Annotated in this window: 15 protein-coding genes and 1 pseudogene; 10 read left to right on the top strand and 6 right to left on the bottom strand. The window is 62.7% G+C overall.

Annotation, left to right across the window (positions count from 1 at the left end; genetic code table 11):
- The first annotated feature begins 115 nt into the window (after positions 1-115).
- Complete coding sequence (ypfJ, locus tag AB8B02_RS29560; protein WP_089262405.1) at positions 116-1,057, top strand: KPN_02809 family neutral zinc metallopeptidase; 942 nt, start codon at positions 116-118, stop codon at positions 1,055-1,057.
- A gap of 5 nt (positions 1,058-1,062) precedes the next feature.
- Entirely contained in the window at positions 1,063-1,623 is a 561-nt protein-coding gene (moaB, locus tag AB8B02_RS29565) for a molybdenum cofactor biosynthesis protein B (protein WP_120288413.1), read from the top strand.
- Here moaB and AB8B02_RS29570 read toward each other — a convergent pair.
- Positions 1,620-2,093 (bottom strand): annotated as a pseudogene (locus AB8B02_RS29570) (GNAT family N-acetyltransferase); the annotation flags it as partial. The gene moaB and the pseudogene AB8B02_RS29570 overlap by 4 nt on opposite strands.
- A gap of 35 nt (positions 2,094-2,128) precedes the next feature.
- Complete coding sequence (locus AB8B02_RS29575) at positions 2,129-2,698, bottom strand: glycosyltransferase (protein ID WP_089262399.1); 570 nt, start codon at positions 2,696-2,698, stop codon at positions 2,129-2,131.
- 204 nt (positions 2,699-2,902) lie between these two features.
- Between AB8B02_RS29575 and AB8B02_RS29580 the strand changes: the two genes are divergently transcribed.
- The 4 genes from AB8B02_RS29580 (at position 2,903) to AB8B02_RS29595 (ending at position 7,037) form a co-directional block, all read left to right on the top strand.
- Entirely contained in the window at positions 2,903-4,066 is a 1,164-nt protein-coding gene (locus AB8B02_RS29580) for a PA0069 family radical SAM protein (RefSeq protein WP_120288415.1), read from the top strand.
- 117 nt (positions 4,067-4,183) lie between these two features.
- Entirely contained in the window at positions 4,184-4,636 is a 453-nt protein-coding gene (locus tag AB8B02_RS29585; protein ID WP_120289109.1) for a VOC family protein, read from the top strand.
- Between the two features lie 75 nt (positions 4,637-4,711).
- Positions 4,712-5,446, top strand: a complete 735-nt coding sequence (locus AB8B02_RS29590) for a ribonuclease HII (RefSeq protein ID WP_439065874.1) — start codon at positions 4,712-4,714, stop codon at positions 5,444-5,446.
- Positions 5,447-5,528: 82 nt separating this feature from the next.
- Positions 5,529-7,037: a glycosyltransferase family 39 protein gene (locus AB8B02_RS29595; protein ID WP_120288417.1), complete on the top strand. Its 1,509-nt coding sequence runs from the start codon at positions 5,529-5,531 to the stop codon at positions 7,035-7,037.
- Here the strand turns inward: AB8B02_RS29595 and AB8B02_RS29600 are convergent.
- A complete protein-coding gene (locus tag AB8B02_RS29600) occupies positions 7,034-7,867 on the bottom strand; it encodes a uracil-DNA glycosylase (RefSeq protein ID WP_120288418.1) in 834 nt (277 codons plus the stop codon). The genes AB8B02_RS29595 and AB8B02_RS29600 overlap by 4 nt on opposite strands.
- 155 nt (positions 7,868-8,022) lie before the next feature.
- Here AB8B02_RS29600 and AB8B02_RS29605 point away from each other — a divergent pair, with 155 nt between their 5' ends.
- From AB8B02_RS29605 to AB8B02_RS29615, 3 genes are all read left to right on the top strand, one after another.
- Positions 8,023-9,681 (top strand): electron transfer flavoprotein-ubiquinone oxidoreductase, encoded by a 1,659-nt coding sequence (locus tag AB8B02_RS29605; RefSeq protein ID WP_093759546.1) that lies wholly within the window; start codon positions 8,023-8,025, stop codon positions 9,679-9,681.
- Between the two features lie 310 nt (positions 9,682-9,991).
- Positions 9,992-11,779, top strand: coding sequence for a tetratricopeptide repeat protein (locus AB8B02_RS29610; RefSeq protein WP_120288419.1), 1,788 nt, complete (start codon positions 9,992-9,994; stop codon positions 11,777-11,779).
- 4 nt (positions 11,780-11,783) lie between these two features.
- Positions 11,784-12,695 (top strand): 4-(cytidine 5'-diphospho)-2-C-methyl-D-erythritol kinase, encoded by a 912-nt coding sequence (locus tag AB8B02_RS29615; protein WP_120288420.1) that lies wholly within the window; start codon positions 11,784-11,786, stop codon positions 12,693-12,695.
- 168 nt (positions 12,696-12,863) lie between these two features.
- Here AB8B02_RS29615 and AB8B02_RS29620 read toward each other — a convergent pair whose 3' ends face one another.
- Complete coding sequence (locus AB8B02_RS29620; protein ID WP_120288421.1) at positions 12,864-13,643, bottom strand: SDR family oxidoreductase; 780 nt, start codon at positions 13,641-13,643, stop codon at positions 12,864-12,866.
- 145 nt (positions 13,644-13,788) lie between these two features.
- On the opposite strand from AB8B02_RS29620, the gene AB8B02_RS29625 reads away from it, so the two are divergent.
- Positions 13,789-14,865, top strand: coding sequence for a tartrate dehydrogenase (locus tag AB8B02_RS29625; RefSeq protein ID WP_093759542.1), 1,077 nt, complete (start codon positions 13,789-13,791; stop codon positions 14,863-14,865).
- Positions 14,866-14,938: 73 nt separating this feature from the next.
- On the opposite strand, the gene AB8B02_RS29630 is transcribed toward AB8B02_RS29625, so the two are convergent.
- Positions 14,939-15,847 (bottom strand): NAD(P)-dependent oxidoreductase, encoded by a 909-nt coding sequence (locus tag AB8B02_RS29630; protein WP_120288423.1) that lies wholly within the window; start codon positions 15,845-15,847, stop codon positions 14,939-14,941.
- 22 nt (positions 15,848-15,869) lie between these two features.
- Positions 15,870-17,117 carry a Zn-dependent hydrolase gene (locus AB8B02_RS29635; RefSeq protein WP_120288424.1) on the bottom strand — a complete coding sequence of 416 codons (1,248 nt, stop codon included), beginning with the start codon at positions 17,115-17,117 and terminating at the stop codon, positions 15,870-15,872.
- Between the last annotated feature and the right edge of the window lie 41 nt (positions 17,118-17,158).

Consider the following 17,158-nt stretch of genomic DNA (forward strand, 5'->3'; position numbering starts at 1 on the left):
GCCGGGCAGGTTAATGCTTAATGGAATGGAAATTTTGCGCTGCAATTGCGTTATGGTGTTCGGATCGCGTCAAACCGGTCTAAAATGCTGCGACTTGAAATGAAGGAATTACCTCATGCGTTACGATGACTTCCGTCGCAGCGACAATATCGACGACCGTCGTGACGATAGCGGCGGCGGATATGGCGGCGGAGGTGGCGGTGGTTTCGGAATTCCGGGCGGTGGCGGTGGTCTCGGCATCGGCACGGTGATTGTGCTTGGCCTCGTTGGTTGGGCGTTCGGCATCGATCCGCGCATCTTGATCGGCGGTGCAGAAATTCTCACCGGCGGCCAGCAGGCGCCGACCTATCAGACCGATCGGCGCTCGACGCCGACGAAATCAGGCGCACCCACCGACGAGATGGGCAGCATGATCTCCGGCGTGCTCGGCGAGATCGACGATCGCTGGGACGAAATCTTCAAGGAGAGCGGGCAGAAATATACCGGGCCGCAGATCGTGCTGTTTCGTAATGCCACCAATGGCGGGCGCTGCGGCAATGCGCAGTCGGCGATGGGGCCGTTCTACTGTCCGCCCGACAAGAAGATCTATCTCGACACCGGCTTCTTCCGTCAGGTCGAAACCAAATTCCGCGGTTGCTCGGGCAATGCCTGTAAATTTACCGCGGCCTATATCATTGCGCATGAAGCCGGCCATCACATTCAGAACCTGCTCGGGATCATTCCGCGCGTGACACGGCTGCAGCAGCAGGCGGGCAGCAAGGCTGAGGCCAATCTGCTGCAGGTTCGCGTTGAACTGCAGGCCGATTGCCTCTCCGGCGTCTGGGTCAATCGCGAATCGAAGAAGCGGCCCGGTTTCCTCGAAGCCGGTGACATCGATGCCGCGCTGCAGACCGCGTCCGCCATCGGCGACGATACGCTGCAACGTCAGGCACAGGGTCGCGTCGTGCCGGATTCCTTCACGCACGGTTCTGCCGAACAGCGCAAGCGCTGGTTCATGACCGGCTATCAGCAGGGCACCGTGCAGGCCTGCAATACATTCGCGACGGATCGACTGTAACGACGATGGAGCCCGACACGACCAAAGCCTTCGTACCGCTCAACATTGCGGTACTGACGATTTCCGACACGCGGTCGCTCGATGACGACAAGTCCGGCGCGACGCTGGCCGATCGGCTGACATCGGCTGGTCACGTGTTGGCGAAGCGCGAGATCGTCACGGACGATGTCGAAGCGATCCGCAAGATCGTGCGCGCATGGATTGCCGATCCCGGCGTGGACGCGATCATCACGACCGGCGGCACGGGGTTCACCGGCCGCGATGTCACGCCGGAAGCCATCGAGCCGCTGTTCGAGAAGCGGATGGATGGTTTCTCGATTGCGTTTCACATGCTGAGCCACGCCAAGATCGGTACCTCGACGATCCAGAGTCGCGCGACTGCTGGCACCGCCGGCGCGACATTTATCTTCTGCCTGCCGGGTTCGCCCGGCGCCTGCCGCGATGGCTGGGACGGCATCCTTGCCGCGCAACTGGATTACCGCACGCGGCCCTGCAATTTCGTGGAGATCATGCCGCGGCTGGATGAGCATTTGCGACGCCCGAAGGCGAAGGGCGCGTCGGTCTAGAGCACGAGTTCCCAGGTCTCGCCGATCAAATCCTGCCCGAAACTGCGATGCGGCTCGGTGGCGACCAGCGCGAAACCTGCATCCTGATAGACTTTTCGCGCAGCGCCCAGATTGCTCTGGGTCCACAGCGTGATCCTGCGATAACCGCATTGCCGCGCAAAGGCGATGGATTCCGTCACCATGCGCTGGCCGAGCTTTTGTCCGCGCGCCTTGGGATCGATCAGCAAGAGCCGAAACTTGGCGACATCGTCGGATGCCTTTACGAGAAACAGCGAGCCGACGGGCGCGCCATCCATCTCGGCGATCCAGCATCGTTCGCGCGTGGCATCGCATGATGCAAGGAATTCTGCGGCGATGTCGGCTACCAGCGCCTTAAAGGATGCATCGAATCCGTATTCGGCCGCATAGAGCTCGCCGTGACTGCGGATGACCCAGTCGATATCGCCAGGCTGGAGATCGCGTAGCACTGCAAGCTGAACAGCATCGGGGGCTTGGGCGGCCATGGTCAGGCGACGATGATCCGGCTGCGCAGCAATGTGCGTGAGGAGCGGCCGAGCTGGCGCAGCAGCCGCGCTTCGGAGCGCCGGGCATCGGGTGCGTAGCCCCCGAGACGGTCGTAGTGTTCGCGTGCAATCAGCAGACCTTGATCGGCCTTGGGGCCTGTGATCATCCGGACCAGGTGCTTCAGGCCATCGCGAAAATTGGTCTCGTCATAGGGCGAGCGCGCATAGCGGAAAATGCCCGCGCGGGGGCGGTTGCTGGTCGATACGCGCTGGATGAATTGCTGGGTCTCCTCGATCCAGCCGGCATCGAGCACGGCGCCGGCATGGAGAAACATTAGCCAGGGCGAGCGCGCCTGCTTGGCGCCGGCGGCCATCGCCGCGGCGCGCGATCCCTGCGAGGTCAGGAAGCCGCAGCCCGCGACATCGGCGACACGTTCGATGACATCGGTGCCAGCGCGATCGACCAGCAGCACTTCGCGGATCACACCGGCAGCAGCGCCCGGCACCAGCGCTGCCAGTGTGGCAACAGCGGGCTGTTCGACGCCTTCGGTGGGGATGATCACGCTCAGCATGGGTGTCGGATAATACCTCTCAACAACGGGGTGGCCGCGTTATCATTTCGTCATAGTCTATGCGGCACCGGCGGCTGCTGCAATTTCGGGGCGGTTCGACTTTCGGCCGCCCCTGCAAGGCGGCGGGAGAATGCACAGTGCCCCGGCCGTGTGCCACCCTATTTATGTTCTTGCTTTGTTCCATGTGTACGCTATCGTGGCTTCATGAGTCGCCAGATCGCTGCCCTCAAGCACCCGCCGGTCCCGGCGCCCTCCGATAAGCCGGCGGGTGCGCTTTCCCCTTTTCCCGAGATCGCAGTGGCGATCGACAAGCAGCGGCGGCGCGGCCGCGGTGCCCAGTCCAACGACAGCGGGCGCTACGAGGCCGAGGCCCGGGTAGCCTTTGATGATGGCTGGCAGAGCCTCGATGAATTGCCGCCGTTCAAGACGACCGTTGCGACGGACACCGCGCGCAAGGTCATCACGCGCAATGAGTCGCCGGATATCGGCTTCGACCGTTCGATCAATCCCTATCGCGGCTGCGAGCATGGCTGCGTCTATTGTTTCGCGCGGCCGACCCACGCCTATCTCGGTCTCTCGCCCGGGATCGATTTCGAATCCAAACTGTTCGTGAAGCCCGATGCGCCGGCGCTGCTCGAGAAGGAGCTGGCCGCCGCCGAATACGAGCCGAAGATGATCGCGATCGGTACCAATACCGATCCGTATCAGCCGATCGAGCGCGAGCGGCAGGTGATGCGCGGCATTCTCGAAGTGCTGGAGAAGACCGGCCATCCCGTCGGCATCGTCACGAAGTCTGCCTTGGTGACGCGCGATATCGATATCCTGGCGCGGATGGCGAAGCGCAATCTGGTCAAAGTGGCGCTGTCGGTGACGTCGCTCGATCCGAAGCTCGCGCGCACCATGGAGCCGCGCGCGTCGACGCCGTCGAAGCGGCTGGAAGCTTTGCGGCAGCTATCCGAGGCTGGCATTCCGACCACGGTGATGGTGGCGCCGGTGATCCCCGCGCTGAATGACAGCGAGATCGAGCGCATTCTCGATGCCGCCGCGCATGCCGGCGTCAAGGAAGCCAGTTACGTTTTGTTGCGGCTACCGATGGAAGTGCGCGATCTGTTTCGCGAATGGCTGATCGCGAATTATCCGGATCGCTACCGCCATGTCTTCACGCTGATCCGCGAAATGCGCGGTGGCCGCGATTACGACTCGCAATGGGGCACGCGCATGAAGGGCACCGGACCGATGGCCTGGATGATCGGTCGCCGCTTCGAGATCGCCTGCACGAAGCTTGGCCTCAACAAGCGTCGTTCGAAACTCACCCTCGATCATTTCGAGAAGCCGGCCGGTGCCGGTCAGCAACTGAATCTGTTCTAACTCCGCAGGTCTCGCAGCGTACGGAGTGGTGGAGAGGGGACGTTGGCAGGAAACCAGAGCCTGCCAACGTCCCTCTTTTCGATCTATAGAGTGAGTACAGGAGTGACACGCATGACGATGACGAAACCACCGGCGCCGATCGCGCGCATGACGGTAATCACGTTGGGCGTGGCGGATATGCGCAGGAGCATTGCGTTCTACGAAGCGCTGGGCTTTACGCGAAAGGCCCGTGCCTCTGGCGAGGCCATCGCCTTTTTTGACACCGGCGCCAGCGTCCTCGCGCTGTTTCCATGGGATCAACTGGCGCAGGACGCGACATTGCCTGACCATCCAAGGCCGCAGGCGTTTCGCGGCAGCACGCTGGCGTGGAATTGCCGCTCCGAAGGCGAGGTCGATGCGGTCCTCGCTTTCGCTGTCGATTGTGGTGGATCGCTTTTGAAGCCAGCGCGAAAGACCGATTACGGTGGCTATTCCGGCTACTTTGCGGACCCGGACGGGCACGCCTGGGACGTGGTGACGGCACCGGGGATCGAGGTCGGCGACGACCGGCGGGTGCATCTGGACGATTAAAGCGGCAATCTGAATAGCGGGCACGATCCCGAGTTCCCGGTTGCGCGTGTTGGCCTGCTTCAGCAGGATCGCCGGATGATTCGAGATGCGAAAAAGAAGCCCCCCGCCAAGCCGTGCAAGAGCAAGATCGTTGTCGCGCCATGCTTTACGCGCGAATTCGCGCTGCTGGAGAGAGGCATCTGGCCGGTGGCTGGTTGCGACGAGGCCGGGCGTGGTCCGCTGGCAGGACCGGTCGTTGCCGCCGCGGTTGTGTTGGATCCGAACAACATTCCAAAAGGCCTCGACGATTCCAAGAAGCTGACAGAGAGCAAGCGCGAGGCGCTGTTTGAGGAAATCTGCGCTACGTCGTCATTTGCCGTCGCCTACGCATCACCCGCCCGGATCGACCGCGACAACATCCTGCGGGCGTCGCTCTGGGCGCTGGCGCGTGCGGTCGCGTCGCTCCCGGACGCGCCGAAACATGTGTTCGTCGATGGCCGCGACAAGATCGACACGACGGCCGATTGCGAGGCGGTCATTGGCGGCGACGCGTTGGTGCTCTCCATCGCAGCAGCTTCGATCATCGCCAAGGTGTCGCGCGACCGGCTGATGTGCCGGCTGGCCGAGGATTGTCCGGGCTATGGTTTCGAGGTGCACAAAGGTTATGGCGTGCCGCAGCATATGGCCGCGCTGAACGAATTGGGGCCCAGCATTCATCATCGCAGCCTGTTCGCGCCGGTTGTTGCGGCGCGTGCGCGTCATCAGACTGGCGTCCGTGCGGCGGGTCTGATCGAAGTCCACACCACCATCGATATCGAGATATCCGCCTGAGCGCTCAGGCGGTTGCCTCTCTTGGCTCTGCGCCGTATCACCTGAGCACGCTTCATTCCCTGCTGGCCGGTTCAGACGTTCAATGCGTTTCACCTCCCTGATCGTCGAACTGATCCGCGCCCGGCCACGGCTGGTGTTCTGGATCGTCGTGCTGTGTCAGGCCGCGATCTGGCTCGTCGTCCCCCTGCTGCTGTATCGCGGACCGCCGGGCGATCTCGCCACCGTGTTGGCCTATGGCCGGGAATATCAAGTCGGTACCCATATGGGACCGCCGCTGGCGTTCTGGCTGGCCGACATCGCCTTTCGGGCCGCCGGCAATCATGTTTTCGGTGTCTATCTGCTGGCGCAGATCTGCGCCGTCCTCACCTTCCGCGCGGTCTATCAGCTGGGCAGTGCCATCGTCGGCGGCCCGCAGGCTGTCATCGCCGTGCTGCTCACCATGACGGTTACGGCCTTTAGCACGCCCAGCATCGAATTCGGCCCGCTGATCCTGGCGCGTCCGCTCTGGGCGATGTTCCTGCTGCATGCCTGGCTCGCGATCGGGCAGGGCCGTCGCAATGCCTGGTTCGCGCTGTCCATCGAGGCCGGCCTGCTGCTGCTGACCACGCCTCATGCCATGTGGTTGTTGCCGCTGCCGCTCGTCTTCGGTCTCGCGACCTCGCGTGGCCGCCGTAACCTGACGTCGTTCGACCCGCTTTATGCCTTACTGGTCATCGCGGTGCTGACATTGCCATGGGCCATGTGGGTGATCCGGGCCGGGGCACCGATTGTGCCTGTACCGCCGCAACTGACCGATATCGCCGGCCAGGCGCGGCAGTGGGGCGTGCTGATGGCCTGGCTGCTTGCGTCAATTACCGGCGTGATCGTTCTCACGGTGATGAACTGGGGCCGCATCGTTCCGAAGACCGAGGAAGCTCCCATCATCTTCCGCCCACCGGTCGATCCGCCGGCGCGGGGCTATGTGTTTTTCTTCGCACTCGCGCCGGGATTGCTCGGCAGCCTGTTCGGCGCGCTTTACGGCCTCGATCGCGTTGTCGGCGGCGCCGGCATTGCTCTGGTCATGTCGGGTCTGGCCGTCGTCGTGGCGTCGGGCGATCTGATCGCGCTGCGGCGCCAGCGCGTGCTGCGCAAGGTCTGGGCCTTCGCCATCATCGCGCCGGCCCTCGCAGCCTTCGCCAGTCTTGTGATTCTGCCTTGGGTCGACGGCCCCGAAGATGTGACGGCGCTGCCTGCACGCGAGATCGGGCGCTTCTTCGGCGAGAGCTTCGAGCGCCGGACCAATAAGTCATTGCCGGCGGTGGCCGGCGATGCGCAACTCGCAGCATTGATCGGGATGAGCGCGTCACGGCCGCATTTGCTGAACGATGCAGTGCCTTCGCGCACGCCATGGATCACGCCCGCGAAGTTCGCCGAGACCGGCGGCGTCGTGGTGTGGCGCGCGGCAGATACGATCGGCACGCCGCCCGCGGAGATCGCGCAGCGCTTCCCTAATCTCGTACCGGAAGTCCCGCGCGCCTTCGAGCGTCTGGTGAATGGCCGGCAACCCTTGCTGCGGATCGGCTGGGCGATCGTGCGGCCGAAGGCGCCCTAGCTGGTCCTGCCCGACGGCGCTTCCAGCGCCTTCGCGATCGCGCGCAGATCCATCCAGGTCATCCGCTTATAAGACGGCGAGCGCAGCAGATAGGCGGGGTGGAACGTCGCGAGCGCTTTGATCTTGCGGGTGCCGGTGTCGTAGTCGACCCAGCGTCCCCTGGACTTCATGATGCCGTCGCGGGTCTGCAGCAGTGTCTGTGTCGAGGGATTGCCGAGCGTGATGAGGATGTCCGGATTCACCAGCTCGATCTGGCGCTGGATGAACGGCAGGCAGATTTGCGTCTCCTGCGGCGTCGGCGTGCGGTTGCCCGGCGGCCGCCATGGAATCACATTGGCGATATAGACGTCGGTGCGCTTCAGGCCGATCGCGCCCATCATCAGATCGAGCAGTTTGCCGGAGCGGCCGACGAAGGGCAGGCCCTCGATGTCCTCGTCGCGGCCGGGTGCCTCGCCGACGAACATGATCCGCGCCTGTGGATTGCCGTCGGCAAACACCAGTTGGGTCGCGGTCGATTTCAGGGCGCAGCCGTCGAATGTATCCAGCATGCCACGCAGCACCTCGAGCGAGGGCGCGGTGCGCGCGGCGTCCCGGGCGGCGGCAATCGCCACGTCCGGGGCGACCTCGACGCGTGCGGGTGGGCGTGCTGGGGGCGGCGGCATGCCATTCAGCGGTGGTCGCTTCGGCGCGCTGTCGGACAGCTCCCGGGCAGGCGGCGGGAGGTCGTCCGACAGCCGGTTCACCGGCTCATCCATCAATGCGCAATCGACCCCGGCCTCCAGATAAAAGGCGAGCAGTTGCGCAACGCTGGGGTGGGGTTCAGGCGTCATGAGAGGGGGTCACAGGCATGCCAGCAATCTAGGCCGGATCGCCGCCCAGCGAAACGCCCCCTGTGCATTTAGGTGGTTGTTCTTCCGTCAAAAATCGGAAACAACAGCCCTTAGAAGCGTTCTGAACGGGTTGGAAACGGGTCTGAGACGAGATTATGAGCACTGAAGAACTTCCGCCGCGCGAGTCCATGGAATTCGACGTCGTCATCGTCGGTGCCGGGCCCTCCGGTCTGTCGGCCGCGATCCGGCTGAAACAGCTCAATGCGGACCTGTCCATCGTCGTGGTGGAAAAGGGTTCCGAAGTCGGTGCGCACATCCTGTCCGGCGCGGTGATCGATCCCGTCAATCTCGACAAGCTGATCCCGGACTGGCGCGACGATGCGGACTGCCCGCTCAAGACCCAGGTCAAGGACGACCAGTTCTATTTCATGACCAAGACCGGCGGCTTCAAGCTGCCGAACTTCCTGATGCCGCCGTTGATGAACAATCATCACTGCTACATCACCTCGCTCGGTATGGTGTGCCGCTGGTTGGGCGCGAAGGCAGAAGCTCTCGGCGTCGAAATCTATCCCGGCTTCGCGGCTGCCGAGACGCTGTATGACGACAATGGCGCCGTGCGCGGCATCGCCACTGGCGACATGGGCATCGGCCGCGACGGCAAGCCGAAGGATTCGTTCACGCGCGGCATGGAACTGCTCGGCAAATACACGCTGTTCGCCGAAGGCGCGCGTGGCTCGCTGACCAAGCAGATCATCGCCAAATTCGCCCTCGACAAGGATTGCGAGCCCGGCAAGTTCGGCATCGGCATCAAGGAAGTCTGGCAGATCGATCCGGCCAAGCACCAGAAGGGCACGGTGAAGCACTCGTTCGGCTGGCCGCTCGACAATGACGTGGGCGGCGGCACGTTCCTGTACCACTACGACGATAACCTCGTGGCTGTCGGCTTCGTGCTGCACCTGAACTACGAAAACCCCTATCTCTATCCGTTCGAGGAATTCCAGCGCTTCAAGACCCATCCGCTGATCCGCGACACATTCGAAGGCGGCAAGCGCCTCGCCTACGGTTCGCGTGCGATCACCGAGGGCGGCTACCAGTCGGTGCCGAAGCTGGTCTTCCCGGGCGGGGCGCTGATCGGCTGCGCCGCAGGCTTCGTCAACGTGCCGCGCATCAAGGGTGTTCACAACGCCATGGCATCAGGCATGCAGGCGGCCGAACACGTCTCCGCCGCGCTGGCGGCCGGTCGCGCCAATGACGAGTTGATGGAATACGAGACCGGCTGGCGGTCGTCCTCGATCGGGAAGGATCTCTATCCGGTCCGCAATGCCAAGCCGCTGTGGTCCAAGTTCGGGACCCTCCTCGGCAACGCGCTCGGTGGCTTCGACATGTGGTGCAACACGTTCGGCTTCTCGCTGTTCGGCACGCAGAAGCATGAGAAGCCGGATCGCAAGGCGCTCAAGCCCGCCAAGCAGTATCAGCCGATCGTCTATCCGAAGCCGGACGGCAAGATCACCTTCGATCGCCTGTCCTCGGTATTTCTGTCGAACACCAATCACGAGGAAGACCAGCCGATCCATCTCAAAGTTGCCGACATGGCGCTGCAGAAGTCGTCGGAGCACGACGTCTTTGCCGGCCCGTCGAATCGCTATTGCCCGGCAGGCGTCTATGAGTGGGTTGAAGAGTCGAGCGGTGCGCGATTCCAGATCAATGCGCAGAATTGCGTCCATTGCAAAACCTGCGACGTGAAGGACCCCAACGGGAACATCACCTGGGTTCCGCCGGAAGGTGGCGGCGGCCCGAACTACGAGGCGATGTAACCGGCTCGCTGATTACGATTGTGTGAGCAGCGGCGCCTGTTGGCGGGCCGCTACACCGGCCGGATGTCACGATAACGCCACAGTGCGAGCGTTTTCAGGGGCAGTGGCGCAATCCGGCGGCCCAATTGCTGACAGGCTTCAAGGTGCCATTGGTGCGATCGCGCCCCCGATCCTTGCGATTGACCGCCAAACGCGGCATTGTTGACATGCGTACTATTGCCGGGTCGGCTGCGCATCCGAGCCTGTCTTGCAGTCCTGCTCGCATTTTGCTCGATATCCTGCCCGTAAATCCTGGAGCTAGGCGAACCCTATGTTGTCCATCCGTTTCAATCGTTTGACGCTCGCTGCCGCGACGGTCGCCGTCCTCGCGATGCCCGGTCAGCTGCTGGCGCAAACCCCGGATCATACCGGCGATAGCTCGGCTGCCCAGTTTCCCACCTCCCGTGACCTGAAGTCGCTCACCACCGCCGGCAGCTATCTGGCCGCCCGCCACGCCAGCGTCGAGCGCGACGCCACCTCGGCTGCGGCGTTTTACCGCTCCGCGCTGCGTACCGATCCGAAGAACAACGAACTGCTCGATCGCGCCTTCATCTCCTCGCTCGCGGACGGCGATATCGAAGAGGCCGTCAAGCTCGCCGATCGCATCCTCACCATCGACAAGTCGAACCGCGTCGCCCGCCTCGTTGTGGGCGTGCGCGATCTCAAGCTGAAGAAATACGCTGCTGCGCAAACCAATATCAACCAGTCAGTGCGTGGCCCGATCACCGACCTCGTTGCGACGCTGCTGTCGGCCTGGGCCGGCTACGGCGCCGGTGAGAGCAGGACGGCGATTGCCAATATCGACAAGCTGGCCGGTCCGGAATGGTATCCGATCTTCAAGGATCTGCATGCCGGCCTGATCCTCGATCTTGCCAACAAGCAGAAGGATGCGGGCGCCCGTTTCGAGCGTGCCTACAAGCTCGACGACTCCGCGTTGCGCGTGGTCGACGCCTATGGCCGCTGGACCTCGCGCAACAAGGACGATGCCGCAGCGCTCGGCATCTATGAGACCTTCAACAAGAAGCTCGCCCGTCACCCGCTGGTGCTGGAAGGTATCCGCGAGACCAAGGCCGGCAAGAAGCTGGCGCCGCTGGTCGACAGCCCGCAGGCTGGCGCTGCTGAAGCGCTCTATGGCATCGGCGCGTCGCTGACACGCCGCGGCGGTGAGGATCTCGCGCTGGTCTATCTGCAGCTCTCGCTTTACCTCAAGCCGGATCACTCGCTGGCGCTGCTGTCGCTCGCCGACCTCTATGAGTCGGTGAAGAAGCCGCAGATGGCCATCAAGGTCTATGAGCGCGTGCCCGCCAATTCGGCGCTGAAGCGCAACGCGCAGATCCAGCAGGCCACCGATCTCGATGCGGCTGATCGCAGCGACGAAGGCATCAAGATTCTCAAGGGCGTCGTCGCCGAAGATCCGAAGGATCTCGAAGCCATTATGGCGCTCGGCAATATCGAGCGTGGTCGCAAGAAATTCGCCGATTGCTCCGAGACCTATACCAAGGGCATCGACGTCATTTCCGCCAACCAGGACAAGCCGAACTGGGTGTATTTCTACTTCCGCGGCATCTGCCTGGAGCGTTCGAAGCAGTGGGCCAAGGCTGAAGTCGACATGCGCAAGGCGCTCGAATTGCAGCCCGAACAGCCGCATGTTCTGAACTATCTCGGCTATTCCTGGATCGATCAGGGCATCAACCTCGACGACGCCATGAAGATGATCAAGCGCGCCGTCGACCAGCGTCCGGATGATGGCTACATCGTCGACTCGCTCGGCTGGGCCTATTACCGCATCGGCAATTTCGACGACGCTGTGAAGCAGCTTGAGCGCGCCATCGACCTGAAGCCGGAAGATCCGACCATCAACGACCATCTCGGCGATGCCTATTGGCGCGTCGGTCGCAAGCTGGAAGCCAAGTTCCAGTGGCAGCACGCCAAGGATCTGAAGCCGGAAGCCGAAGAGATTCCGAAGATCGAAGCCAAGATGGAAAACGGTCTGTCGGACGAGCCATCGTCGTCGGCTGCATCCAACGACAAGAAAAAAGAAGACGGTAAAGGCGGCTGATTCAATGGTTGGGGGCACGACCGGTTCAACGAGCCCGGTTCTCGAAGAAGATGCGCGCGCCAAGGTCAATCTGACCCTGCGCGTCATCGGCCGTCGAGTTGACGGCTATCATGATCTCGAAAGCGTCGTGGCCTTTGCCGATTGCGCCGATAGATTGACGCTGGATGCGGGCGGCGATCTGTCGCTGACCGCGACCGGCCCGCGCGCGCAGGAATGCGGCGACACCGCCGATAATCTCGTGATCAAGGCCGCACGGCTGCTCGGCGAGCGCGTCGAGGGTCTTACATTCGGGCGCTTTGCACTCGACAAGCACTTGCCGGTTGCCGCCGGCATTGGCGGCGGGTCGGCGGATGCTGCCGCAGCGCTCCGCCTCCTGGTGCGCGCCAACAATCTCGAAATGGACGATCCCCGCGTGCTCGAAGTGGCGCGCCTGACCGGCGCCGATGTGCCGGTTTGCGTGCCGTCGCACGCCTGCGTGATGACGGGTGTGGGCGAAAACCTGCTGCCGCTCAGCATTCCGCGTTTGCCCTGCGTGATGGTCAATCCGCGCGTGCCGGTAGCGACCAAGGATGTGTTCAAGGAGCTCGGCCTGAAGAATGGCGAGCTGCGTGTCGGCGTCAAAGACGTCCTGAAACGGGCCACCTGGCCGAATGAAGGCGGCTCACTCGATGCCTGGATCGACGCGCTCAATGCCGGAACCAATGATCTTGAAGCGCCCGCATTGAAGGTCGAGCCCGTGATTGACACCGTGCTGTCGGCCTTGCGCGGTGCCGAAGGCGTTCGCTTGGCTCGCATGTCGGGTTCGGGCGCGACCTGTTTTGCGCTGTTCGGCAATGACACCGACGCGCAGCGCGCGGCCGGCGCCATCCAGCTCGCTCATCCGCTGTGGTGGGTGCATTCCGGCGCACTGAGCTAGCGCGCTTTTTCCCTCGCCCCGCCTGCGGGGAGAGGGTGGCGCGGACGAAGTCCGCGACGGGTGAGGGGGAGCCAGCGAGTGAAACACTGGCTCCCCCTCACCCGGATCACTCGCTGCCGCTCGTGCTCCGACCTCTCCCCGCAAGCGGGGCGAGGTTAAGAAAAGCGACTAACTGCTCCAGCCTGCGCTGTATCCGCCATCCACGGTGTAGATCACGCCGGTCGTATAGCCCGCGCGATCGGACGTCAGAAACGTCATCATGTCGGCGATCTCGCGCGGTTTCGCAGCGCGGCCGAGTGGCAGACCCTGCTGCAATTCCCGAAAGCGGTTCTCGTCGCCCAATTGGGTCTTGGCGCGGGTCTTCATCAGCGTGACGTGACGCTCGGTCTCGACCGGGCCGGGATTGATGCCGACGACGCGGATATTGTCCTTCAGGCTCTTGCCGCCCAGCGCCCGCGTAAACGCCATCAGCGCCGCATTGCCGGCGCTTCCGCAGATGTAATTGGCGTCAAACTTCTCGCCGGCCGCGCCGATATCGTTGACGATCACGCCGTGGCCGCGGGCCTTCATCTGCGCATAGACGAGGCGCGTCAGATTGATGAAGCCGAACACTTTGAGATCCCAGGCATGGCGCCAGGTCGGCTCGTCGATCCTGTCGAGCGATCCGCCGGGAATATCGCCGGCATTGTTGACGAGGATGTCGATATCGCCGGCGGCAGCCGCCAGCGACGCCAGATCGTCCGGCTTGCGCAGATCGACGCCATGCACGGCGACGTCGATCTGGTGGTTGGATCGCAGCCGGTCTGCCAGCGCTTGCATCTGCTCCACATTGCGGGCCGCGAGGCGGAGATCGCAGCCTTCTTCGGCAAACGCTTCCGCGGCCGCCGCGCCGATACCCTTGGATGCGCCCGTGATCAGGACGCGCTTGCCGCGCAAATGAAGATCCATGGAATGCCTCTGGATTGCAGAAGGGATTGTCTGCGACAGAGTTAGGCCCCTGCGGCAAAACCGGTCAACATTGCAGTGCAGCGTTGATCGCAGGCCGGCTTTGGTCCACATCTGCAGGCAGAATTACTGGCGAAGGAAACCCCACGTGAGCGCACAAAAAGAATATCGGATCGCGGTCATCCCCGGCGACGGCATCGGCAAGGAAGTCATGCCGGAAGGCCTGCGCGTCCTTGAAGCGGCAGCGAAAAAGCATCGCGTGAAGGTGCATTTCGATCATTACGACTTCTCGTCCTATGACTATTACGAGAAGCATGGCCAGATGATGCCGGACGACTGGAAAGCGCAGATAGGCAAGCACGATGCGATCTATTTCGGCGCCGTCGGCCTGCCGGCAAAGATTCCGGATCACATTTCGTTGTGGGGCTCGCTGATCAAGTTCCGGCGCGAATTCGACCAATACGTCAATCTACGCCCGGTGCGCCTGATGCCCGGCGTGCCCTGTCCGCTGGTCGGTCGCAAACCCGGCGACATCGACTTCTGGGTGGTGCGCGAGAATACCGAAGGTGAATATTCATCCGTCGGCGGTCGCATGTTCCCGGACACCGACCGTGAATTCGTTACCCAGCAGACGGTGATGACCCGCACCGGTGTCGACCGCATCCTGAAGTTCGCGTTCGATCTCGCGCAGTCGCGGCCGAAGAAGCACCTGACCTCGGCGACCAAGTCCAACGGCATCGCGATTACGATGCCCTATTGGGACGAACGCGTGAAGGCGATGGGCGCGAACTATCCCGATGTGAAGTGGGACCAGTATCACATCGACATTCTCACCGCGAATTTCGTAATGCATCCGGACTGGTTCGACGTCGTGGTTGCATCCAACTTGTTTGGCGACATCCTGTCCGATTTGGGCCCGGCCTGCACCGGCACCATCGGCATCGCGCCATCCGGCAATATCAATCCGACTGGCGATTTCCCGTCGGTGTTCGAGCCGGTGCATGGCTCGGCGCCGGATATTGCCGGGCAGGGCATCGCGAATCCGATCGGTATGATCTGGTCCGGCGCGATGATGCTGGAGCATCTCGGCGAGAAGGCTGCAGCGGATTCCATCGTCAAGGCGATTGAACGCACGCTCGGTGAACGCACGCTGCGGACGCGCGATCTCGGCGGTCAGGCCGATACAGGCGCTTGCGGCAAGGCCGTCGCGGAGATGGTGGAGTAATTCTGCTTCTTGCGCATCTAGAAAAATGCCCGGCTTTTGAGCCGGGCATTTTCATTTTGGGAGTTCGCAGCGCTTAAGCCGCAATCCGCCGGCAATGCTTCCACGCCGCTGCGATCAGATTGATGCTGGCCTCTGGCGTGCGGAACGCGGAATGCGCCGATAGCGTCACATTAGGCAGTGTCGTCAGCACATGGTTCGCGGGTAGCGGTTCGATGTCGAACACGTCGAGACCGGCATGGCGCAGATGGCCGGAGCGCAGCGCATCGATCATCGCCGCTTCATCGATCACGGCGCCGCGGGCAGTATTGACGAGGATCGCGCCCTTCTTCATCTGCGCGATGCGGTCGCGTGTTATCATGCCGCGCGTCTCGTCATTCAGCAGCAGATGGATCGAGACGACGTCGCTCTTGGCCAGCACTGTCTCCATGTCGGTGAATTCCACACCGGGATGGGTCTTCGGCGACCGGTTCCAGGCAATCACCTTCATGCCCGAACCGAGCGCAATACGCGCGACTTCCGCAGCGATGCCGCCGAAGCCGATCAGACCAACCGTTTTGCCGGTGAGCTCCATGCCTTCATCGCGCAGCCAGTTGCCGGCCCGCATTTCACGGTCCTGCTGGGCAAGGCCGCGTGCGGCAGCCCACATATGTGCAATGGCGCATTCGGCGACGGCGGTGTCGCCGTAGCCGCGGATCAGGTGGACTTCGATCCCCAGCCCGGCAAGCTCCTCGATATTCATGTAGCTGCGCGCGCCGGTGCCGAGAAACACGACATGCTTCAGGCCGGCGCACTGCTTGGCCACATCGGTCGGCAGATAGGTGTGATCGATGATGGCGATCTCGGCGCCGTCCAGCACCTCAGGCAAATCGGCCGACTTGATGTCCTCATCGCGATTGATCTTTACCGCGATGTCGCCCGGCTGCGTCAGCCGTTCCAGAATCTTCGCCAGCTCTTCGCTGGCATCGACGAATACACCCCGCATCACTATCCCCTGTCTGTCTTCGTTACTTCGATGCGACGCCGGCAAGCGCCAGCACCGTATGCATCAATACATTGGCGCCGGCGGCGCAATCTTCCTGCGTCGAGCTTTCGAGCTCGTTGTGGCTGATGCCATCCTTGCTCGGAATGAACACCATCGCAGTCGGCATGATGTTGTTGAGGTTGCAGGCGTCGTGGCCGGCGCCTGAGGTGATACGGCGATGCGAGTAGCCGAGCGACGTCGCGGCGGTCTCGACCGCATTGACGAAGTCCTTGTTGAAGTGCGTCGGCGGCTTGTGCCAGACTTTGTCGAAGGCGACGTCGACCTTGCGATGCGCAGCGATCTCCTTGATGGCATCGCGCACGCCTTTCTCGATGGCGTCGAGCTTGCCGGCGTCGGCGCTGCGCAGATCCATGGTGAAGGCGATCTCGCCGGGGATCACATTGCGTGACGGATTTGCGATCACGGCTTCGCCGATGGTGCCGAGCGCGCCGATATTGCTGACCACACGCTCGGTGGCGAGCACGATCTCCGACAATGTCGCCAGCGCATCCTTGCGCAGTGGCATCGGCGTCGAGCCGGCATGGCTCTCGAAGCCGGTGATCATGCCGTCGAACCACAGCACGCCCTGGCCAGCTTCAACCACGCCGATGGTCTTGCTCTCTGCCTCGAGGATCGGGCCCTGTTCGATATGCAGTTCGACGAAGCCTGAGAATTTCTGCGTGCCGACCGCAACGTCGCCGCGATAGCCAATCTCGTCGAGCGCTTCGCCGACGGTGACACCTGCAATGTCCTTGCGTGACAGAATGTCGTCGGTGGTGAAGTCGCCGACATAGGCGGCGGAGGCCATCATCGCCGGCGCAAAGCGCGAGCCTTCCTCGTTGGTCCAGTTGGCGATGCAGATCGGCATCTCGGTTTCGATGCCGGCATCGTTCAGCGTGCGGACGACTTCGAGCGCGCCGAGCACACCGAGAATGCCGTCGAACTTGCCGCCAGTCGGCTGGGTATCGAGATGCGAGCCGATGCCGATCGGCGCCTTAGACATGTCGCGGCCCTTGCGCAGCGCGAACATCGAACCGAGGGCATCGACATGCACCTCCAGGCCAGCGTCTTCGCAGGCCTTGCGAAACCAGTTGCGGACCAGTTTGTCTTCAGGCCCGAGCGTCAGGCGTCGCACGCCGCCTTTTGGGGTGCCGCCGAATTTCGCTGTCTCGTTGATCGTGTCCCACAGCCGTGCGGAATCGATTTTGAGGTTGTCGCCAAGCTTGGTCATGCGGTCTGTCCCGAGAAGTTTGTGTTGAAGAGGCCTGCTTT

The sequence above is a fragment of the Tardiphaga sp. 862_B3_N4_1 genome (genome assembly GCF_051811085.1).
In the GTDB taxonomy this organism is placed as follows: domain Bacteria; phylum Pseudomonadota; class Alphaproteobacteria; order Rhizobiales; family Xanthobacteraceae; genus Tardiphaga; species Tardiphaga robiniae.